Source organism: Azotobacter chroococcum (genome assembly GCF_002220155.1).
GTDB classification, from domain to species: domain Bacteria; phylum Pseudomonadota; class Gammaproteobacteria; order Pseudomonadales; family Pseudomonadaceae; genus Azotobacter; species Azotobacter chroococcum.
This window is the reverse complement of record NZ_CP011835.1, coordinates 2,157,651-2,179,387: the sequence shown is the minus strand read 5'-3', so window position 1 is coordinate 2,179,387 and position 21,737 is coordinate 2,157,651. Positions and strand designations below refer to the sequence as shown.

Sequence of the window (21,737 nt, the reverse complement as noted above, 5' to 3'; positions counted from 1 at the left end):
CTTCAGCTCCCGATCACCCGCGTTTGCACCACAAGCGGCAACAGCGGCGTGCCGTTGGGCACACACACTGCCTGGCTGTCCATCAGCACCAAGGGCTGGCCGTTCGACAGAACGCGCAGCGCCGCAACCACCCATTGGCCGGTGACGCAAGGGAGCGGAACGACGACGTTGAAGGGGCAGCCCGCAATCACATACGGCGCCGTCATCGTCACCGTCGGCTGGCCGCTCACCAGTACGCGGGGGTTGGGTGCGGTGGGAGTGGCCATGCCGCCATGGGCACAGAGCACGGTGGCGCCGAGGTGGAGAAGCGGTCCGGGCATGGCTAGATCACCGTCAGCGCGCCATTGTTGATGGTCACCGTCGGCCCGATCAGGGTGATGAAAGCGCCCTTGCCGTTCTGGATATAAATGCCCGTGTCGTTCACGATGAGGGTTGCCCCTGTGGTGCTCTTGAGCATGATCCCGCCGGTAGGCCCCGGCACATCGGACACCGTGATGCCATTCTGCAGCGGCGTCTGCAGTGTGATGGCCGGAATTCCTGGTGGTGTGGCGCGGGCCAAGGCTGGCACCTCCGCGGCACTGCCCAGGAAGCAGCCGGTCCAGATGGGGAAATCCGGATCCCCGTGCTCGAACTCCACCCACACCCCGGAACCGATAACGGGCAAGGCAAAGATACCGCCCTGCATGCCGCCGGTCGGCAGGCAGGGCATGGCCCAAGTGGCGGGCGTCAGGGCGGAAACGTCCGGCACCTGGACCTGAAGCCGGCCCTGTTGCAACGGGTCCAGGTTATTGAGGACCATACCGCGGTACTTTCCATAGAACTTGTGGCACACGTCATTCATACCGGCACCCTCGGCGTTATCGAAATCAGACCATTACGCGTCAGCGTGAACTCCTGCTTGAACTCGCCGCGCTTCAATGTGCTGGTGACGCTCTGCACGTAGTAGAGGCCGTCGTACGCCAAGCCCACACCGCGCACGCCGACCAGTCCTCGGGCTTTGAGCACCCGGCCGTAGCGCAGCACATTGAGGCTGCCCTTGGCACTGACCGCATCCTGAGACTCCTTGGCCTTCGCCAGTCCTCGGGAAATTGCCTGCATCGGGTTCAACTTGGCCGTGTCCTTGAGGAGTTCGATATTGGCCAGCGGCGTGGACAACACGCCCAGCGGCGGCTGAAGCGGGTTGAGGTTGGGGATGGGGAGAGGGATCGGGATGCGCGTTAGCTGGTTCTGGATGAAGACCACCGGCAACCTGCCCTTGGTGGGGTCGAAGCTGAAGCTCATCGACTCCACGTTGGTCAGCGCATCCATATCGACGTTGAGCGCTGGCTGAGGCACGCCCGCTTTGATCTCAGGTCCGAAGTAGGCGACGTTCGTACCGGGTACCGGCCCCGGCTCGACGTAAAAGACATAACCTACGTCCTGCGCAAGGCAGCGGATATATTGCAGATCGGTGCCGTGTTGAGCCGGGATCTTGTCGACCGGATTGGGCACATCCGTGAACAGGACCGGGACGATCAGCGGTACAAGTCCGAAGGGTGCGTACTTCGCACAGAGCACGGCGACGCGCGCCTCGATCGGCATCGCCGGAAAGGGCACGCCGCTCCAGTCCAGCATGTCCATGACTTTGGTGACGTCCTCACCGGTAACCGTCAGCGTGCCGGGCGACCCCTGCCCCCCCGGCTGCACCTGCACATTGGTCATGACCCCGTCGAACAGCGGCTGCGGCGTGCCGTTGAGGGTAACGATCAGCATCACCCTTAGCGGCGGCGCCCCTGGGCCGGTGTTCTGGGCGCCAGCAATCAGGACGAGCGTGTTCAGCTCGGACTTGGCCGAGAACTGGAACTTGAGCTGGAAGCCGCTCGCCGTGCCGGCAGCGGTGGTCACCTCCACGCTCTCCAGCGCGTCGATCACCACCCGTGGCGCGGGGATCGGCACGATGGGGCCGATCAGCAGGGTGAGCTGAATCCCCTTAGCCAGCATCCGGCGCTCCTGGAATGCCTTCGGGCAGAGTGATCCGCAGCCGCCGCCCGGCCGTCTCGGTCAGCTCGTCCGGGCGCATCGCACCGTTGGCGTCGCAGATCCGCCAGTACTGCTGCGGGTCGCCGAGGTAACGGGCGGCGAGGTTGTCCAGCCGATCCCTGGCGGCAACCATGTGCTCCTGCAACAACGCGAAGTTCTCCGGCGGCGGCACGAAGCGGCGTTTCAGGTAGGCGACGGTCGTCCCGTCCGGCAGCATGAGTTGCGCCGCCGCGATGCCGTGGTAACGGCTGGTGGGCGGGAACAGCGGCGTGGTAAGCGCGTTGGCCTGCATGAAGGCCTCAATCGGATCCATCAGCCGATTCCTCCGATGCCGAGCGTGGAAAAGGCGCCGGCTTGCGCCTTCGTGGCCAGCCGCTCCTTCGTCTGTAGATAACTCATGAACAGGCCGCCGCCCTTGTGGGCGAAGCCTAGGTCATCCACCGAGAGCACGCGCAGGCCCAGGCTCACCTTGGCGCGAATCGGGTTGAGCGCCGGGTCGAAGGCCTCTTCGGTGATCGAGAAATCGGTCAGCCGCACCGGCACGATGCGGCTCTTGCTCCACACGAAGAGCATGAGCGGCGCCTCCATCGGCGCGATTTCCAGCGTGCCGGAACTCGCCTGCCGGTCGACGGCGATGAGCTGGGCGCTACTCGGGTGAGTAAGGGATTCCAGCACCGCCAGTTGCGGCTGAATGCCGAACTCCACAGTGGCGCGATGCTGGGCCGGGAATTCGAGCTGGTCGGCGGCGTCGATCTCGGCGTCGAGCTTGATGGTTTCGACGGCCGGCCCCTTGAAGCGCAGCGCTTCCGAGCGATTGCCGCCTTCGCCTCCGGCGGCTTGCAGTTGCAGGGAACGGGAGAGGGAGTCGGGGTTGTATTGGAGGGAGATGATGCGGAGCACACGCGCTGATTCCGGATCGATCAGCACGATGCCGCCTTTAAGGACCTTGGGAGAGTTTGAGAAGGTGGTCATGAGTTAGATGCCTTCATTGCCACATTGTGTCTATTCATCATTAATCCCACCCGATCGCCTTTTTTGGCTGTTTAGCAATGGGTTCCGCTGCGCTCTACCAAACTAACGTGGGCTATGCTCATCAGACTGAAACGGCGCATTACGGCACCGCTTTGGCTACGAGCCCGTGCCGTCCTATCGCATGAGTGCTGCTTTGCCCTCCGGCTGGTCCACCCACCACACCAGAAACTCCATACGTTTAACTGCCTGCCAGTCGGGATTGCCCTTGGTCTTCCAGGCGTTGAATGCAAGACGCAGATTCTTGATCCATTCCTCCACTGCCTTTTTGTGGAGCTCAACCTTTTCGCCCGAAGGATTTTCCTGCCGGAGCGCCTCCGCCTTCTTGACGAATTCCGCCTTCAGCGCCTCGGCCATGTCTACGGAGTCCTGGGCCTGCTCGAACAATGACTTCTGCTGTAGACGACCGCCGAGGTTAAAGGGATCGTTCTGCGGTGTGAACAGGGGTTGCGGCGTCGAGCCGGGCTGCGGCAGCAGCGGCGGGCTAGGGAGAGGCGGTACCTTTTGGGCCTCTCTCGCCTGCGCCAGCTTTTCCTGTTTCCGTTTTTCCTCCGCCAGTCTTTCGGATTCCGCTTCGGCGCGCTTTCCTTCCTCTTCTTTCGCGATGGTTCCTTGCATCGTATCGAGGCGCTTGCGAAGTTCGACGGAGCGGTCACTAGGCGGAGCGCCTTCGGGGGCGTTCATCTCTTCGGCGAGTGCCTGCTGCAAGATATAGTCTCTTAGTTCCGTATTGCTGAAGCGCTGAAGCTTCACGGATTTTTCGAAAGTAAATATATGGGTTTCGTAAGTCCCATACTTGTCCCGCTCTAGCGAGAATGACGATTGATCTTTGGGTTGTTCGCCGGAGGTTATCTTTATATTTCCTAGCTTGGCATCGGTAAAAAAAGTCTGCTCCGCCATTTGCTCGTGGAAGGACTGGTTGGTATTAATATCGTGCTCACTCTCACCGAAGAAAAGCTGCCGGCTGGCCGGATCGGTCAGAGTGCGCATGTAGTTCAGTGAGTATGGTATGGTGGCATAGACGGATTGCTCGCTTGCAGACTGCCTCTCCAACACATCACCAGAAAGGGCGTTCAACTTTTCGCCGATATGGGGATCGAGCTTCTTCAGTTCGCGTTCGATCTGCGCCTCCTCGATCTTCTGTGCGATCTTGCTGATGATAAAGGCATACGCAAGCTGCGCTAGGATGCCGATGATCGTTCCGCCAACTCCCTTGATTATCCCACTCATGCCCCTTGGCGCTCCCATGGCTCCCGGCTTCTGGCCCAGAGGCAGTTCGAGCGGCGGCCGATTCGGCTTCCTCACAATCCCGACGAACTTCTGCCCCTCGCGGTTGTACTCGAATATCTTGCGGCCAGCTCTCGGTTCGGCGGCATCGATGGAATCGATCTGCACGCGTCGGGCGGAGGAGGCCAATAGTTCGGGCTCGAGTTCCTTGATCATCTGATCGAGCCGGGCTTTGTTAACCTCACCGTGCGTGATCTGAACTACCACGTCGCCGCCCGGCGCCATCGCCGCACCGCCCGCACGCGTGTTCGGATTCTGCGCCTCGAGCTGTGAGGGCCCTTTGCGGCTAGCCTTAATTTTGCCTCGAATCGCCGCCTTGATGGCGCTATCGTCAAATTCGTTGGTCGGTAGCGCTACCTGTGTTTGCCCCGGCTGTCCGGGGATATCCTGCTTGGGAATTTTCGGCGCCAGTTGACCTTTGGCGTTCGGCCGCACATCCGGCCGGTAGTCCGGTGAAGCCAACGTGATGTTCGAGATTTCAACCCTTGAGGTGTCACCGTTCCCGTAGCGCAGAAACATATCCGGAGAACGTCCGCCGGTAGCGCTGGGCACCACTTTCACGGCAACTACGCCGGGATCGTTGATGTAATCCCGAAAAGTCCGCAACTCTCCGGCTGCCTGACGAATATCGATGTACTTCTGTGTCTCCCCCGCCTGGGTGAAACCCTTCGTCTTCCGAAGATGTCCCTGCAATGTGTTCAGCGACTCCTGAAAATCAGCATCGCCGAACGCTTTGAGTTTCTGAATTTCCGCGGCGGTCAGAAAGCTCAGGACAGGTGGTATTTGCGTTCCGCCCTCACGTGCGACCCACACGCCGCCCGAGCCCGCAATCCGGACAGGGCCGCCGTTCGCAATTGCAAAATGAGAAGGTAGCTGACCACCCTCTTCATTGCTTTGACCAATACGTATTGGATCTGCACCTGACTGCTGTACCACATGTGTCAACTCATGCGCAATTAGCTGCCGTCCCTCATAAGTTCCCGTTGCGAAGCGACCTGCACTGAACACAATGTTGTGTCCTACCGTATAGGCATGGGCGTTAACGTCTTGCGCTGATTGTTCTGCGACACTATTGGTATGCACTCGAACCCGAGAAAAGCCATAACCAAACCGCTGTTCCATGTCCTGCCGCAACGCCGGTTCGAGTGGTCGGCCGGAGCTGGCGAGAACGCGATCTACGCTGGCGGGCGCGACTCCTACCGCTTTGCTTGGTTGCGTCATGTAGCGCTGAATGCGGGGCAAAGCACTACTAACGGGCGACTGCGCCGGCGCTGCTATCACCTGATCCGCCACCCGATCCGCCTCCTGCTCCAGTGGGTCGTTGCTCGCGCCAATCGTGAGCTTGGTCTGCAGGCGTTTCTTGCGCGCGCATTCTGCACATTCGCCGGCCAGCGATGTCGTCGGCGACCCGCACGCGCACTTGCGTTGCAGCAGCAAGCTGGCATGACTCGCATCGCTCATTGGTTGTGACTTGGCGACCTGCGTCCGCAGGGAAGCGGCGCTGCTCATTTCGCGATCTCCTTGCCGATGCCCTGCGCCACGCTCTGCCCGACCCGTTGCGGCTTGGCACCGGGTTCGACAGGCACGCTGCTCACGCGCAGCCGCGGCATGTCTCCCCTGGCCTGCAACAGCGAAACGACCTCACCGTCGGCGAATACTCGCGCCAGTTCCTGCTGCAAGCCGGCGGCGATGGCATGCCGGTCCTCGGGCCGGAAGCCCTTCAGCACCAGGCGATCGATGTGGACAACTACGTGCTTCATATCGGTACCCAGCCCCGTGTTTCGGCGGCGCTCAGAGGACTCCCGCGCTTGCTGGCCTCGAGGTGGGCCGCATGCAGCAGGTGCACCATGGAGACTGGCTCGCCGAGTTCGGCCGCGCGAAATGCCGCATTGATGGCGATGTTGCGGATGCTGCCGCCGGTTACGTTGAGGCGGGCGAGCTTGCCGGTGTCGATCGCGCCGAGCCGCGTGCGCGGCGGAAAAGCGCTGTGCCAGATCGCTTCGCGCATCGCCTGATCGGGAAACGGAAAGTGCACGACGAAACGCAGGCGGCGCTGGAAGGCGGCATCCAGCGCCGCCTTCAGGTTGGTGGTGAGGATGGCCAGCCCGCGGTACGACTCCATGCGCTGCAACAGGTAGCTGACTTCGATGTTGGCATAGCGGTCGTGGCTGTCCTTGACTTCGCTGCGCTTGCCGAACAGCGCATCGGCTTCGTCGAACAACAGGATCGCGCCGCTGTCTTCCGCGGCGTCGAAGACGCGGCACAGGTTCTTTTCCGTTTCGCCGATGTACTTGCTGACCACCGCCGACAGGTCGATGCGGTAGAGATCGAGCTGCAATTCGTGGGCGAGCACCTCGGCGGCCATCGTCTTGCCCGTGCCGCTCTCGCCGGCGAACAGGGCGCTGATGCCCAGGCCGCGGGCGCTCCTGTCGGCGAAGCCCCATTCGACATAGACCTTGAGCCGGTTGCGCACATGGGCGCCGATCTGGCGCAGCGTGTCTTTTTGCGCCTCGGGCAGGAGGAGGTCGTCCCAGCCGGTGCTCGATTCGAGGCGCTGCGCCAACCCGTCGAGCCTCGCGCGGCCCATGCTGCGGCAGGCCGACCATATGACCCGGTCGGGACGATCGCTCGCGGCCAGCGCGGGCGCGAGATTGGTCCCCTCGACTTGAATGCTGCGGGCGCTCAGCTTGAACTGGCCGGCAATGCCATCGAGAGCGCCGTTGAGCTGGGTGGCGCCAGCGCCGAGCACCTCTTGCCAGAGGAGCTTCTGTTCGGCCGGAGCGGGCTTGTCGATGGTGAAGCGCAGGGAGGGACGTTCGAGCGGCTGTGGCTGGCTGGCGCTGACGAACGCCAGGCCGCGCAGCTGTTCGATGAAGTGCATCGCCGGGGCCGGCAGGGAATCCGCGCCGGCGGACACGAGCAGGGTGCTGCCGAGCAGGATCGCTTCGCGCTCCCACAGTGTCGCCAGGGCTTCGACCTCGGCGTGGCTGGCGGGCACGTCCTCTGCGCGCAGGACGTGCAGTCGGACGCCGAGGGCCGCTGCGACTGCTGCGGCAACGTCGGCTTGCCCCGGCGCATCGTCGCCGGTCAGCCAGATGACCGGCACATCGCCCGCAGAGGCGATTTCGAGGGCGCCTTGCACAGCGGCGCAGACGGCGCGATGTGTATCGGCCATCGCCATCGGGGGCGTTGCCGCGCGCAACAGCCCGCGCAGGCGCAGGTCGAGGTAATTGACCCCGGCGAGGTAGTGCAGGATGCGCTCGTCGATACGCAAACGCCCTTGCGCCAGCCCGGCCGATTCGTCGATTTCCACGAGCCGCCAGCGCCGCAGCGGGCTGACCGGCGCAAGCGCGCCCCAGTCCGGCTCATCCAGCGCCGCCAGCGCCAGGCCGAAACTGGCGCCAGGGCGGCGCGGCGGGCCGCTGGCGATCTCGCATTGCGCGGCGAGTTGCGAATCCATCTCCACACCGGCGCACAGGAGCAGAACATTGCGCTCGAAAGCACTGAGGCCGAAGTGCTGCACGAGGTAATCGATGGCGGCAGGCGCAGGCATTGCGGCGCGGGCGGATTCCACGGCCGAGGCTCTGGGTTCGCTTCCCGCTTCAGCGCTCGGCGGCTGCTTCGGTTCGTCGAACAGGGCGGCTATCAGGCGTTGCCACGGGGTACGCCGGAGCTCCCCGGCAGGCGCAGGGGGGTCGCCATCGCTGTTGGCCCCCAGCCGCTGCTTGAGCCGGTCAAACTCGGCCACCATCAGCCGCTGGTTGGCGTCGATCCAGTCCTGGCTGGCGGCGAGCGCGTTCATTGGATCTTGATCCGCTGATTGAGGAACTTCGGCGTCGCCGGCGGCGGCGCCGACAGGTCGATGATCGGGTTCTCGATGCCGTCGATGCGCAGGCGCACGAGGTGCCCTGGACCTCCAGCTTCGGATACCGGTGCGTTCTTGATGACGAACTTGAGCGAACTGGCAGGAGCGACAAAGTCGTCTTGCAGCCGATACTCCTGCTGCCCCAGGACCAGCACCACGCTTTGCCCCGCGCGAAGTTGGGGCCGGAACTCGATGGTGAAGCTCGCGGTGCCGGCACCGTCGCGCACCACGTTCATCGGCAGGTTCGTGATCTCCGGCGCCAGCGTCATGGCCAGCCGGTTGGTCTCGCGGGAGTGGGACTCGCCTGGACGAAGGACGCGGGCGCCGACGCGATAGACGCCGACCGGGAAATCTGCCGCTCGGGCGACGGGAATGGCGAACTGCAAGCCTGCTGCCCCGCCGGCAGCCGATTCCCCAATGGCCTCTTCGATCTCGAAACGATCGTTGGAGAGCACTGCCTCGCGCGCCGTGCCATCGAGATGATGGCCGATCAGCTTGATCGTCCTGCCCAGGCTGGCCGCTGGTTGCTTGCGTAGCGGATCAGGGTCGATGGTCTGGAGCATGGGCACAGGCGGCATCAGGCCGGGCTCCACGATCACGCCGCGGTCGCGAAGGGTCACCGGATGGACGATGCCACGACTGAGGACCGGCAACGGGGAGCGGACAGACTCGGTGGAGGTGATAAGGACAACGCTCGCCACGTAAGCCGCCGAGGGCCGGAAGTGGCTTTGAGTCGCATTCCACAGGTTGGACATTTCCTCCGTGCTGAGCGACTCGGGCGTGATCTTGATCAGTTCGATCTGCTGCTCGAGACCGGAGTCGGCCAGTGCCTCCTCGAGTGCCGATCTTGGTGGTGGCCCCGGTTTGAACGCGGCCTGGATGGCGCCACGGGTGAGTACCGGCACCTCATGGAGAACCTGCATGGCGCAACCGAGTAGGACCTCGGCATGCAGGTCGCCACCGCTGTAGGCCGAAAGCAGGTAATGCAGGTTGAGCGCCAGCGGCGGATTGGAAAGGCGCTGGCGCCCCGAGTCGTCGCGGGAGGGAAGCCCCTCGTTGCGCCAGCCGAGGTTCGGGGTGACCTGGCGCAGGAACAAATTGAGCTGCGAAACTTCCGCGCCGTCGCCGGCCACCACCCGATCCGGCGGCAGCAGGCTCACCTCGATGGCTCTGCCGAGCATCGCACTGACGTCTCGGTTCAGCAGCCTGTCTTTCAGCAGTCCGTCTTTGAGTAGATCGCGCAACACGGACGTCACGGCGGCAATGGCCAGTGCGTTGCTCATGAACGCCTCCCGTCCCGACGCGCCAGATATTCATCCAGGGACATGGGCTTCGCCTTGGCGGGCGAGGAGCGCTTGGCGGGGGGGGCTTCGTGAACCGCGGTGATTTCGATGCGGCCGATGGTGACGTGGACTTCCGTGGAATCACTGGCGGCCGGGGGAGATGCGCTGCGGCTGGGTGAAACCGCGAAGGGGATGCCGGCGGGGGCCGGGGGCACAGGGGCGGACAGCGCCAGCAAGGGAGCCGGCTCGCGGGCGAAATCGGGCATCGAGAGTGATGCGGGCGATTCGAGCGCATCGCGACCGTTCGAGCGCTCCGCTGCCGCGAAGACCGCGCTATTGGTTTGAAGGGGGGGCACCGTCTGAGACCAAGGTTGCCGGGTGCTTTCTGGAGCCTGGCCTGCGCCGGAACGATCGGCGTGTTGGGCAATGTCCATGGAGTCGAGCGCCTGCGCTTTGAGGTTCGAGCTGGAACGCGGTTCCAGGGGAACCGTCACGCCCTCTAAATTCGAGCTGATCGACTGGTTCAAGCCTTGGCGCGGGACTCGATTCCAGCTTTCGCCGGAATGGCGGTCTTGAGGAATGATGGGGCCGCCCTCGCCAACAATGGGTGCCGTCCCTTCCGCGCCCTCCTCCACCAGCCCCGGCGGCGCGGCGTAGGGCGTACGCGCCATCGGCCTAAGGGGCGCGGCGCGCCCCATGGCCTGGGCGGCGAGGCGGCGCAATAACCCGCTCATGCGAGCATCCCCAGGTACGCCGCGCGCCGTGGCGCGGACAGAGCCAGAATCTCGCGCTCCGACCAGCCGTAAGCGCGCGCCAGGGTGTGCACCTCGGCAAGCAGGCCGCGGGCACTTGCCTCGATCTCGTCCCACAGCAGCGTGCCGATGTCGAAGGGTACGAGCCAGGAATAGCCGCAGACTTCGCAAGCGACATCGAGGCTGGGTTCCAGTAGCGGGTCGGCGGCTTCGAAGCAGGCTTCCAGGTCTGGCATCAGCGCCGACAGTGGGACGGAAAGGGTCTGTTCGCCCGCATCCGCCATCTGGCAGCGGCGGGCGAGCTCCAGGGCCGCCTCTTCTTCGTCTGCTGCGCCGCTGATCGCCGCAAGGTCGCGGCTGCTGGGTAGCCGAAAGTGTTGGCCTGCTACGTCTACCGCTGCCGACGGATCGGCCGCCGCATGCGCCAGAAACACCTCGACATCCAGGGTGAGGTCAAGCCGCTCTCGGCAGCTCGGGCAATCGACGTAGGAGGGAATGACGGGCCCGAAAAGTGCCCGCCGCAGCCGGATCAACGCCGCGTTGCGCTCTCCCAGCGGGCGGTCGGCCAGGATCTCCAGCGGTATCTCGGGCTGCGCCAGCGCGAAGAGCAGCAAGCCACAGTCGAGCGCGTGACGACGTTGGCCTCGCTCCCAGAGCGCAAGCAGATCGGCTGCACATAGGCTACCCATGGCTGTTATACCGGCGGCTCAACAAACTTGGGCTCGCTGGGCTCGGTCACGTCGTAATCCCGTTCCCAGCCTTCGTTCTCGAGCTTGATATTCTGGATCGCCACGGCGTTGGCGTTGGCATCCAGGTCCGGCAGTGCCTGGAATTCCGAGACCCAGCAGCGGAACACCTTATAGGCCAGGGCGAGTTGGCCGGCCTCGTTGTACACCTCGATGATGATGTCCTTGCGGAAGTCCTTGAGGGACACCTCGGCGCCCAGTCCGGAACCGAAGTTCCACACTTTGTTGGCCCATTTCTCGAACTCGGTGTCGTGGGTGACCCCGCGCTCCAGCGTAATGGCCTCGAACTTGGTGCGCCCCGGCGACTTGCGGCTGGTGGACGGGTCGCCGCCCTCACGGTGCTCGACCATTTCGGTGCTGCGCTTGAGCGCCCCCACCTTGGAGATGCCGGCGACGTAGCGGCCATCCCACTTCACCCGGAATTTGAAGTTCTTGTAGGGATCGAAGCGCTGTGCATTGACGCTGAACTGGGCCATGGCGAGTTCTCCTAGACTTCCACTTGGCCGGCCATCTGCTGAATTCGGATGACGACGAATTCAGCCGGCTTGAGGGGCGCAAAGCCGACCAGGATGTTCACGATGCCAAGGTTGATGTCGTTCTGGGTTGTCGTTTCCCGGTCGCACTTGACGATGTAGGCTTCACGCGGGGTTCGCCCCTGGAACGCGCCCTGGCGGAACAGGTTCTGCATGAAGGCACCGATATTGAGGCGGATCTGCGCCCACAAGGGTTCGTCATTGGGCTCAAAGACCACCCATTGCGTGCCGCGGTATAGGCTCTCTTCAAGAAAGAGGGCCATGCGCCGTACAGGCAGGTATTTCCATTCGGAAGCAAGCAGATCCGCCCCCGCGAGCGTACGAGCACCCCAGACGACATTGCCGGACACCGGGAAGCTGCGCAGGCAATTGAGGCCCAGCGGGTTCAGGCGCCCGTTCTGCTCGTCCGTCATCGTAAAGGCGAACTCTTTGACCCCGGAGAATGACGCATCCAGTCCAGCCGGTGCCTTCCATACGCCACGCTGCGCATCCGTGCGTGCCATGATTCCTGCCAGCGCACCACAGGGCGCGAAATCAGCCAAGCGATTTTCGCTGAGGGGGTCGGGCATACGCAGATGGGGGAAATAAACCACCGCGTTTTTCGCCTTATCGGTGCTGATGGCCGTGCGAATGTCGTTCACCCCAGCCTCTGCCTTGCTGATAGCCGTGTTCGCATTGGCGGCCCATTCCGCTTTCGGGTCTACGATCAACATTGCACGCCGTTCCTGGCAGTACTTTGCGGCCTTCGCCCACGTGTCATCGTCCACTTCGGCATCCGGTGCAAGGGGAGGAATGCAAAGTAGATTGAATAGATCCACTGACTCGAGGGCGTAGAGGCCCCTTCTCTGATCAAGCTGGCCACCCGTAATTTGAGCCGAAGAAATCGGATCTCCATCGGCATTCGGCGCACTAACGGCATCCGTAACTCCATCGGCCGGGCTGCTGCCCTCCATCCCCGGGGTGCGCACCCGCACAAGGCTCGATCCCTGTTCCAGAACCATCTTGACAAAGCGCGGATCACTCCCCTTTCCAGAAACATTCCGGAACTGTTCCGAAGCGATTACATTGCCCTTGGGCTTGTCGAGTAACTCAATGGCGAGATTGAACAGCGCCGCATCTGCTAGATCACGAGTCTTGTGGTCAACCCTGGCCCGCAGAACCGCTCCCCAGTTGCCCGGACTCGACGCTTCCAGCACCAGACCGGCAGCAAGCGTGATAGTGGCCGTATTGGCCACCTCGTCCCCGCGAAAGACTCGCACGATGATTGCGTCGGTTCCGCCGTGCTGAAAAAAATGATTCACGGCGTGGCTCATCGTGCTGAGTTGCCACAGTCCGCCGAATATGCGGGCATATTCCGGGAAACTCTGTATCCGTACCGGCTTGTTTACCGGCCCCTGGAGCGCTCGGCCGATAAACGCGGTGATCGAGGTCGCCACACCGGTGATGGTACGAACACCGCTTGGGACCTCTTCGATGTAAACGCCTGGGTAGGTTAGCGCGGCTGGCATGGTCACCTCTCCAATACGACGCTATGAAGTAATGAATTACTAGGGGGTCGCATCGCGCCCGACAAAGATTTCGACTTTGGCCGTCTCTGAGCCATTGTTTTGGAAGGCGAGTCTTTTTGGTGTTGTGACTGCGAACAAGGCCATTGCGCCACCCGAGAATATCTGAGGCCCGTCCAGCCGAATGGCAGCTGATGGTTGTCCCCCAACGCCGTCATTGACTGTAAACTCTAGGTCACTGTAAACAGACGATTTGATGACCAGCAGACTAAGGGCTTCAGCATTCCCGGGCTGAATGTCGACGTTTAATTTGCCTGGAGGAACTTCAACTTCTAGGTAATCCGTTGCTTCGACCTTGATATCGTACTCAGGTATCGTTATCGACGTCTTGCTCGCTTTGACACTAACGCCGAGAGTGATTGTTTGCATCGGGATTCTCCTTTCAGAGGTCTGGGACAAACCCCGACCTTAATAATAAGGCGCACGAGCTTATAGCTGAGCGCCGCCGCCCTGCTGTTCTCTCTAGCGGATAGTGTCCACTGTCAGGCCGCGACGAATCGACGCAAGCGATGCTTGATCGGCTCGCTTGTATTGGGAGAGACAATAGATGCTGAAGATACTAAAGCGATACGCTTGAGTAATTGGCACGCTACCGCCAGATGCCGTTGCAATCCGATGGATAATAGTTGCAGGGGGCCTATGCTTCATGGCTTATGAACATACAAAGCCCTGTAGCTCTGCTGTTTATAGCAGAGAGCCCTTTAATGGCTGCTTATTCCCAAGCTGAAAGCCACATTGTATGTTGAGATTTTTCTGAATTTAGATTGGGCAGGAGGAATAGCAATTCCTCTACTGATTTCTTGGAGTGAATTCCGACTAGTGGTCGTATGTAAGAGGTGGCATGCGGCTTCGTTAAATTCCACGGCCCTCAAGGCTCAAGTCGTGCAGGAGTGTGGCCAGCCCGGCGCCTGTGTCGCCAGCGCGGCATTGAGCCACGGCATCAACACCAATGTTGTCCATAAATGGATTGCACAGCACCCGGCTCGTGGATGTAGTCGACTGGCCGCCACGAACGGAGCCGCTCACTCCTCCTCGTCGGCATGTACCAGCCGAAAGACATCACCGCGCGGCGTGTAATTCCCCTCCTCCACCGTCCAGAAACGGCTTCCCCTGCGACTTTGCAGAAACGCTCGCCGTCGCTCGAGCCGCCCTTGGCCTACCATGCTTTTCGACACGGTGTAGCGTATTTCCCCGGTCGGGCCGAGGATGAGCGTGGCGCCGCCGTGAAACGAGAAGCCCGGACCGTGCGCCGACGCCGCCACCCGACGCTCCTGGGTGACTTCCGCTACCTGGTCGAAGAGTACCTGCCGATCGGGACCGACACGACGAGCAGTACGGATCGACTGGATACACGCTGGACCTACTCGATCCCCGCCAAGCCGTGGATCATCCGGCGCGACCAGCCCGAACTCCTCCAGCCGCTCCGCGTGGCAGATGTAGCGGCCCAGTTCATCGGCCTGCCGACGCAACTCCTCGAGGCCGGCGGCATGCCCGGGATCGCCGCGAAAACGCAGCGAGGCGAAGTCGAGATTGGGAACCGGCGGCAGCTCCAGCCGCGGCGGGCGCCAGAGCAAGGCGTCCTCGGAGAGGTTCGCCACCAGATGCGGATAGATATTGCGCCGCCGGAAACTGTCGATGAGTGCTCCCCGATAATCCCAGCGGTCATCTGGCACCGCCTCGTGATCGGCGGTGATCAAGGCACGCAGGTAATCGCCGAAGCCGATGGCCACCGGCGGGCAATAGTCGATGGCACGGATACAGATGCCGAGAAACTCGCCGGCCAGTTGGCTGGCCTTTTCGGCCAGCAGTATCTGCAGGTCATGGGGCATCTCCCCCGGCGGAAGAATCCCACTGCCGTTGGTGGCGAGCCGGATCAGACGCTCCGTCTTGCGCGCGAAGATGCGCGTGAAGGCCTCGAACACGGCGCTCACCAGTACCGTCCCCAGCTTGTGGGCTTCCAGCTCCGGGTCGTACAGTCGCGGCTTTTCCAGATCGGGCTCAATCGCACAGCGCAGGGCACCGCCGTGCCCGGTGGTATGGCCGAACTGCCGCGCCAGCTGGGTGAGCAACTGCGCGTGGGCCAGCTCGCCCTTGCAGCGGCGAATAGCCGTGATCAATACAGGGCGGTAACTGAAGTGCTGGAATATCGCCACCAAGTCGGCGAAGGCTTCATGGAACGCCGGCACATCCGGTCCGATGGGAATGCAGAAGCGCGAGCGCAGACCGTCGAGCAGAGCGTGGCTGACCTCATGGGCGATGATGTCGTGGGACAGGCAGGTGAACACATAGCCCCCCGGCAGAGTGGCGTCAGTCGGCCTGTCCTCGGCCTTGTAGTAGCCGAAGCGGATCGCCCCTTCCTGCCCGTCATGGCTGTAGTAGGCGTTGCGCGCTTCCCCGTAGTGGGGATACAGGCGCAGCCGGGCCGGCTCGTGAGCCTTGCCGAACCCCCAGGCCGGATCGCGCCCCAGCGCCTGCCGGAAGGTCAGGTATACCTTGCTCGCCACCGCATAGACCATCTGCTGATGGAAACGCGGATCGGACGGCGAGGGCACGTAGCCATCGGCGATCAGGACATTGCGCTCGTCGAGTTCGGCGCAGCGGTAGTCGAGGCCGAGCTGGACATCGTGGTTGTCGACCCGGAACAACTGCCCCCGGGGACCCGGTTCCAGCGGCTCGTAGGGCACCTCGAGGGTGGCGACGGCGCTGTCGAGCCGCGGGAAGGAAGGATCCACTGTGTAGATGCGCAAGGGGCGGTACAAAGGATCGCCAGGCAATCGCTCATAGGGGGGATTCGGCGTCCAGCCGAATGCTTCCCCCAACATGTAGCCCATAGCCCCGGCTCCCTGCGCCGCCCCTGCCACCGCGTCATCGCCCATGCCGCGACAGCTGGCCAGCCAGCCGTTGCAGTTGCCACAACGTTTGCATCAGCAGGGCATGGTCCACCTCGAGCGGCTGCTCCGCTTGCCGCGGCTGCAGCAGGCCGCCGCTACGGGCCTTCTCGGTACAGTCGAGCAGGGGGTGTTGCCGTGGCGCCGGGCCGAAGTCGGCCTGGACGCGCTGGAGGAACTGCTCGTGGCTCACCCCGTCGATGCCCGCATCCAGCACGCGCGTGGCATGCAGACTGAACTCGCCATGGCCATCGCTTTCCCACGCCACCTCATCGTCGCGGCAGGCGGCGAACTTGATGTCGCGCATCAGTTCGGTACCGCCATTGCCGTCGCGCCGCAAAGCCCTGCCCAGCCTTTGCCGAAACTGCACATGGGCCCGGTTGATCTCCTCTGTCGGCGGCACGAAGCGACGGCGCGCATCCCGCGCATGCAGCGGCCGACCGCCGCTGGAGCCGACCGCGAAGCGACTGTTGGTGCCCGAATGGCAGCAATCCGTGAAGCAGGTGAGATTGACGCCCTCGGGAAGGCGAGCGAACAGCTCGGCGATGTCGTCGTCGATATAGAGCGCACCGCTGGCGAAGTCCACTGGGCAGAGCGCCTCGTCCCGGCCATCGCTTTCGTCGCCGGCGAGGTCGGTCACATAGGTGCCATGCCCGGAATACTGGAAGACGATGACATCGCCCGGCCGGGCGCTTTCCACCATGGCTCGCAGGCTGCGGTCGATCGCCTCGCGCGTGGCCTGGCCATCGAGCAACAGCGTGGTGGCGAACCCGAGCCGGCTCAGGGAGCTGGCCCACATCCGGGCATCGGCCACGCAACCGGCCAGACGGTGCTGGGGATCGGGGTAGTCGTTGATGCCCACGCAGAGCGCGCTGCGCCGCCCGCCTGCGGCTGCCGGGCCGGCAACCACCGGCGCAGCCTGTACCTGGGGCGGGGTCAGCGGCGGCGCGTGCTCGGTCGGCAAGGCCGCGTGAGAGGGTTCGAACTCCTCCGGCCAGTCGATGTCATCCGCCCAGTTCAGTTCGGCAGTGGAGCGGCGCTGCCTGCCTGGGTAGGCCTCGATCACGCGATCGTCAGGCAGGTCGAGAATCCGCCGCACGGCGCTGTTCATGGTCGGCGGGTCGTCGTCGAAATCGCCATGGGCGGTGGCATGGCTGGCGGAACGACCGCTTTCGCTCGGCGACACCGACCAGACGACCTCACCAACCCCGGCATGGTGCCCATCCAGGCCGAACAGCCGCTTCAGATCGGCGTCCGCCCGCAGGCACTCCTCCAGGCCGAGAATCGGTGTGCCACGCTTATCCTCCAGCGCATTGAAGATCAGGTAGAGCAGGGACTTGCGATAAAGCTGGGCACAATTGTCGTCCTTCTCGTAGTGCTTGTTCATGGTGAACAGCGTCAGCTTCCTGGCCACCTTGCCGGCATCGAGCAGCCCGAGCAGCTGATCCTTGAAGGTATCCACCCGCACCGCAGGCGCGAAGAGCTGCAGCGTGTCGAATACGGGCACGCCAAGATTGTGCGCCGCCGCCAGGAAGTGGCTGTGGAAGATCGAACCGGCGCTGTGGCCGATGGCGTGCAGCTCGATCTCGCCGGGATGGGCATCGCAGAAGGCCTTGAGCTTGCCGGCAACCTGCCAGGCGCCACCCAGTTGCGGCTGCGCCGCGCGTTCGGCACTGAGCTTCATCTCGCCCCAGATCTGCGGGCCACGCAGCGGCTCGGCCGCGCTCTCGATCAGCAGATCGGTGGCCGAATCGATGAAACCGCGCGGACTGCCGAACACCGCCCGCTTGAGCATCTGGCCGATGGACTCGAACAGGCCGGTCTCCCAGACGAAATAGATCGGATAGACGCCATTGCGCATCCACCAGTCGATGTGCTTCTCCGCGATGGCCAGGCCGCCGGACTCGCTGGCCAACCCGCCATGGGCATAGAACAGCAGGCGCAACTTGCGGTTCTGCGCCTTGGCCTCTGCCAGCGCCCTGACCAGGTGCTCCTCGAAAATGGCGTCGACATCGGACTCCGTGGTGCTGATCCTGCCGCTGGCCGAGAAGCGCCCCAGGGACAGATTGATCACGTGGGGCTGCAACGCGGTCAGGCGCTGCGGCGATAGCTCGCGCACCAGCTGCGCAGGCTGCAGCTCGCCCGCAGCGCTGGCTGCGGCCTCGACATCGTCATGCGCCAGCTCCGCATCGGCGGGATCGTCGGCCGCCGCGCTGACGCGCGACAGGATATCGATCGCCTCTCGGGTGGTCTGGCTCCGCTCTTCCGGAAACGGCCCCTCGCCCACTGCACCGGCGGCCATGACACGGTTCAGCCCGCGGCCCAGGGCACGGATCTGTTGTACTGCCGCCACGACCTCGTCATAGACCAGACTGCTTCCGGGGCAGGACTTCTGTGACATCGAGTTGTGGAAGCGCAGACTGGTGACCGGCAGATCGAAGCGCTGCTGAACCAGCGCGACCACCCGTAGCGCGGTTTCGCGCTGGGCGCCGGCGAAAGTGTCGTGGCCCTTATCGAAGTCGCCGATCATCTCGAACATGAACGGACCGAAGGCGGAATTGCCGTTATGGCCGGCCGCACTGGCCGGTGGACGGTTCCAGTTGCGCCCCAACCAGATGAAACCCTCGGGATCAATGGTGATGTGCTGGGCGATATCGCTCCACCCCCTCTCCCGGGTGTGGAAGCGCCACATGCCGACGATGGTTTCATGTCCCTTGAAATCGCGATGACTCGGCCGCCAGGTATGGTGCATATGCACCGCATCGATTTGCCGAGTGAAGGGAAACTGGAGCAACAACTCCTCGAACTGCTCCAGAGTAATTCGCTTGAATACTGGGGTAGCCATGATGATCGGCCTCCTGCATACGCGCTTGCGCGGTCCTGGGCCACTTGGAATCTAGACGGCCACCGGTACTTGACAAGAATGCGGGAGTGCCGATCGTCGCCTCCTGATCTTGCCCGGCAGCCGGCGCCGCCGGTGAACATGCGCCCGGTTGTTTGCCGGCGTTTTTCAAGGTAGTTGTCGCGTCGACCTTGTTTTCAAACCGCCTGTTTCGTCCTGGCCGTGCTCGTCAGCCAGCTGCCGAAGCTGTTCGGCATCGGCATCGACGGTCACGGACCGCGGCGGGATCTCCTGCAGCTCGGGCGGATGATCCTCGCCGGCGAGGCCAACGGGTACAGCTTCGCGGTCGGCGGCGGCTGCCGGGTGCTGATCCCTGCGCCAACTCCGAGCTGTTAGATTGATCAATCTGATGCATGGGTCCATGTGGTCTTTTCACCTTACCGGACAGCCTGACGCGGCATAGAGTGATCTGGCCGGGGTCGGTCTGATCGACATTTCCCAAGTGGGGAGGCGACCTCATCGATCACTAAAGAAAGGAAGTCCCAATGAGGAAGTTGATTCTATTGTTTGGCCTTCTCTTGAACTCACTCACGGTAATGGCTGCAGACATGTCCAACGGCGCGAACAACTTTTACACCAGCGACAAGGTATCCGTGCAGAAGGTCACCTTTGATAACCAGTACAAGATGAGGGTGGCGGGAAACCTGTTCTTTCCCAAGGACATCGCGCCTGGCACGAAGAACCCGGCCATCATCGTCGGCCACCCGATGGGCGCCGTTAAGGAGCAGAGCGCGAACCTGTATGCGACGAAGATGGCGGAACAGGGCTTCGTGACCTTGTCCCTGGATCTGTCTTTCTGGGGCGAAAGCGAAGGCCAGCCCCGCAATGCCGTATCGCCGGACATCTACGCCGAGGACTTCAGCGCAGCGGTGGATTTCCTGGGCACGCACGCCCTGGTCGACAGGAACCGTATTGGCGTGATCGGGATTTGCGGCAGCGGCAGCTTTGCCATCAGCGCGGCCAAGATCGACCCTCGCCTGAAGGCCATTGCGACCGTCAGCATGTACGACATGGGCGGCGCCAACCGCAACGCACTTCGGCACTCGCTAACCCTCGAGCAACGCAAGAAAATCCTCGAGGAAGCCGCCCAGCAACGCCATGTGGAGTTCACCGGGGGTGAAACCCGCTATACCAGCGGCACGGTACACAAACTGGATGCCAATACCGATCCGATCCAGCGTGAGTTCTATGACTTCTACCGTACCCCCCGAGGCGAATACACCTCCGAAGGCCAGTCGCCCGAACTCACCACGCACCCGACGCTGACCAGCAACGTCAAGTTCATGAACTTCTATCCCTTTGCGGACATCGAGACGATTTCGCCCCGGCCCATGCTGTTTGTCACCGGCGAAAACGCCCACTCCCGGGAGTTCAGCGAGGAGGCCTACAAGCTCGCCGGCGAGCCCAGGGAACTGCTGGTGATTCCGGGCGCCGGCCATGTGGATCTTTATGACCGCGTCAATCTGATCCCCTTCGACAAACTGACCACCTTCTTTCGTAACAACCTGAAGTGACTCGACGCCCGTGTTTGCACGGGTCGCTCGACAAAAAGGCCACGCCATTGGGCGTGGCTTTTTTGCTCAACGCAGATTACTCGCCCCCACACTTGCACCCGGAACCTGCCAGGCGACCGGATTGATCAATCTGCTGCATAGGTACGTGCGGCCTTGGCGCCTTATTGGTCAGCCCGTATCGGCTTACATTGGCGATCTCGCCTGCGCGTCATATCGAGCGCACGGCACGTTGATGAAAGGAGCCTTCCATGGTTGTAAAAGCTTACGGTGCCTATGCCGGCGACAAGCCCCTCGAACCGCTGGAGATCACTCGCCGGCCCCCGGGGCCGCATGATGTCCAGATCGACATCGCCTATTGCGGCGTCTGCCATTCCGACCTGCACCAAGTATACGCGCCGAATGGGCCGGCACCCAGTTCCCCTGCGTTCCGGGCCATGAGATCGTCGGCCGCGTGTCGGCCGTCGGTGCGCATGTGTCGGGCTTCTGTCCGGGCAACCTGGTGGGCATCGGCTGCATCGTCGACAGTTGCAGGCACTGCGAGGAATGCGAGACCGGCCTGGAAAACTACTGCGACGGCATGGTCGGCACCTACAACTTCCCGACGCCGGACGAGCCGGGCTGGACGCTGCGGCTACTCGCAGCAGATCGTCGTGCACGAGCGTTACGTGCTGCGCATCCGGCACCCCGAAGACCAGCTCGCCGCCGTGGCGCCGCTGCTGTGTGCGGGCATCACGACCTGGTCGCCGCTGCGTCACTGGCAGGCCGGTCCGGGCAAGAAGGTCGGCGTCGTCGGCATCGGCGGCCTGGGCCACATAGGCATCAAGCTTGCCCATGCGCTGGGCGCACACGTGGTGGCGTTCACCACCTCCGAGTCCAAGCGCGAGGACGCCAGGGCACTTGGCGCCGACGAGGTCGTGGTATCGCGCAATCCCGGGGAAATGGCGGCCCACGCGAAGAGCTTCGACCTGATCCTGAATACCGTGGCCGCCCCGCACGACCTCGATGCCTTCCTGGCCCTGTTGAAGCGCGATGGCACCCTGACGCTGGTGGGCGCGCCGGCCTCGCCCCACCCTTCCCCCGATGTGTTCAACCTGATCTTCAAGCGCCGCGCGATCGCCGGCTCGATGATCGGCGGCATCCCGAAAACCCAGGAAATGCTCGACTTCTGCGCCGAGCACGGCATCGTCGCGGACCTCGAGCTGATCAGGGCCGAGTAGATCAACGAGGCCTGCGAGCGGATGCTCAAGGGCGACGTGAAGTACCGCTTCGTGATCGACTCCGCCACTCTGGCGGTTTGAGCGGGAGCGGTTTCACCGCGTATTGAAACCCTCGGAGCCACTGCCCCGGCAGGCGC

The 21,737-nt window shown here is 63.0% G+C and carries 18 protein-coding genes and 1 pseudogene; 3 read left to right on the top strand and 16 right to left on the bottom strand.

Features of this window, described 5'->3' with window-relative positions; all coding sequences use genetic code 11:
* Positions 1-2: 2 nt before the first annotated feature.
* The 16 genes from ACG10_RS10075 to ACG10_RS10000 form a co-directional block, all read right to left on the bottom strand.
* Complete coding sequence (locus ACG10_RS10075) at positions 3-320, bottom strand: hypothetical protein (RefSeq protein ID WP_089168117.1); 318 nt, start codon at positions 318-320, stop codon at positions 3-5.
* A 2-nt stretch (positions 321-322) separates the two neighbouring features.
* Entirely contained in the window at positions 323-841 is a 519-nt protein-coding gene (locus ACG10_RS10070) for a phage baseplate assembly protein V (protein ID WP_089168116.1), read from the bottom strand.
* Positions 838-1,980, bottom strand: a complete 1,143-nt coding sequence (locus tag ACG10_RS10065; RefSeq protein ID WP_089168115.1) for a hypothetical protein — start codon at positions 1,978-1,980, stop codon at positions 838-840. Before ACG10_RS10065 ends, ACG10_RS10070 begins: the two co-directional genes overlap by 4 nt.
* Positions 1,970-2,332 (bottom strand): hypothetical protein, encoded by a 363-nt coding sequence (locus ACG10_RS10060; protein ID WP_089168114.1) that lies wholly within the window; start codon positions 2,330-2,332, stop codon positions 1,970-1,972. Before ACG10_RS10060 ends, ACG10_RS10065 begins: the two co-directional genes overlap by 11 nt.
* Complete coding sequence (locus tag ACG10_RS10055) at positions 2,332-2,991, bottom strand: hypothetical protein (RefSeq protein WP_089168113.1); 660 nt, start codon at positions 2,989-2,991, stop codon at positions 2,332-2,334. The genes ACG10_RS10060 and ACG10_RS10055 overlap by 1 nt, the downstream gene beginning before the upstream one ends.
* 174 nt (positions 2,992-3,165) lie before the next feature.
* Positions 3,166-5,844, bottom strand: coding sequence for an eCIS core domain-containing protein (locus ACG10_RS10050; RefSeq protein WP_198319048.1), 2,679 nt, complete (start codon positions 5,842-5,844; stop codon positions 3,166-3,168).
* Positions 5,841-6,095 (bottom strand): hypothetical protein, encoded by a 255-nt coding sequence (locus ACG10_RS10045; protein ID WP_089168112.1) that lies wholly within the window; start codon positions 6,093-6,095, stop codon positions 5,841-5,843. The genes ACG10_RS10050 and ACG10_RS10045 overlap by 4 nt, the downstream gene beginning before the upstream one ends.
* A complete protein-coding gene (locus ACG10_RS10040; RefSeq protein ID WP_089168111.1) occupies positions 6,092-8,137 on the bottom strand; it encodes an ATP-binding protein in 2,046 nt (681 codons plus the stop codon). The genes ACG10_RS10045 and ACG10_RS10040 overlap by 4 nt, the downstream gene beginning before the upstream one ends.
* Positions 8,134-9,483: a DUF4255 domain-containing protein gene (locus ACG10_RS10035; protein WP_089168110.1), complete on the bottom strand. Its 1,350-nt coding sequence runs from the start codon at positions 9,481-9,483 to the stop codon at positions 8,134-8,136. Before ACG10_RS10035 ends, ACG10_RS10040 begins: the two co-directional genes overlap by 4 nt.
* Positions 9,480-10,217 (bottom strand): hypothetical protein, encoded by a 738-nt coding sequence (locus tag ACG10_RS10030; RefSeq protein WP_089168109.1) that lies wholly within the window; start codon positions 10,215-10,217, stop codon positions 9,480-9,482. Before ACG10_RS10030 ends, ACG10_RS10035 begins: the two co-directional genes overlap by 4 nt.
* A complete protein-coding gene (locus tag ACG10_RS10025; RefSeq protein ID WP_157731430.1) occupies positions 10,214-10,849 on the bottom strand; it encodes a hypothetical protein in 636 nt (211 codons plus the stop codon). Before ACG10_RS10025 ends, ACG10_RS10030 begins: the two co-directional genes overlap by 4 nt.
* 80 nt (positions 10,850-10,929) lie before the next feature.
* Positions 10,930-11,457 (bottom strand): phage tail protein, encoded by a 528-nt coding sequence (locus ACG10_RS10020; protein WP_089168107.1) that lies wholly within the window; start codon positions 11,455-11,457, stop codon positions 10,930-10,932.
* Between the two features lie 11 nt (positions 11,458-11,468).
* Positions 11,469-13,022 carry a phage tail sheath family protein gene (locus ACG10_RS10015; protein ID WP_089168106.1) on the bottom strand — a complete coding sequence of 518 codons (1,554 nt, stop codon included), beginning with the start codon at positions 13,020-13,022 and terminating at the stop codon, positions 11,469-11,471.
* Between the two features lie 39 nt (positions 13,023-13,061).
* Positions 13,062-13,448 (bottom strand): hypothetical protein, encoded by a 387-nt coding sequence (locus tag ACG10_RS10010; protein WP_089168105.1) that lies wholly within the window; start codon positions 13,446-13,448, stop codon positions 13,062-13,064.
* A gap of 653 nt (positions 13,449-14,101) precedes the next feature.
* Positions 14,102-15,910: a gluzincin family metallopeptidase gene (locus tag ACG10_RS10005; protein WP_157731429.1), complete on the bottom strand. Its 1,809-nt coding sequence runs from the start codon at positions 15,908-15,910 to the stop codon at positions 14,102-14,104.
* Between the two features lie 34 nt (positions 15,911-15,944).
* Positions 15,945-18,812: a caspase family protein gene (locus ACG10_RS10000; protein ID WP_089168103.1), complete on the bottom strand. Its 2,868-nt coding sequence runs from the start codon at positions 18,810-18,812 to the stop codon at positions 15,945-15,947.
* A gap of 219 nt (positions 18,813-19,031) precedes the next feature.
* On the opposite strand from ACG10_RS10000, the gene ACG10_RS23670 reads away from it, so the two are divergent.
* From ACG10_RS23670 to ACG10_RS09990, 3 genes and pseudogenes are all read left to right on the top strand, one after another.
* Positions 19,032-19,205 carry a hypothetical protein gene (locus ACG10_RS23670; protein ID WP_157731428.1) on the top strand — a complete coding sequence of 58 codons (174 nt, stop codon included), beginning with the start codon at positions 19,032-19,034 and terminating at the stop codon, positions 19,203-19,205.
* A gap of 149 nt (positions 19,206-19,354) precedes the next feature.
* On the top strand, positions 19,355-20,383 hold the full coding sequence (locus ACG10_RS09995) for an alpha/beta hydrolase (protein WP_089168102.1): 1,029 nt from the start codon (positions 19,355-19,357) through the stop codon (positions 20,381-20,383).
* A gap of 248 nt (positions 20,384-20,631) precedes the next feature.
* Positions 20,632-21,681 (top strand): annotated as a pseudogene (locus ACG10_RS09990) (NAD(P)-dependent alcohol dehydrogenase).
* The last annotated feature ends 56 nt before the right edge of the window (positions 21,682-21,737 follow it).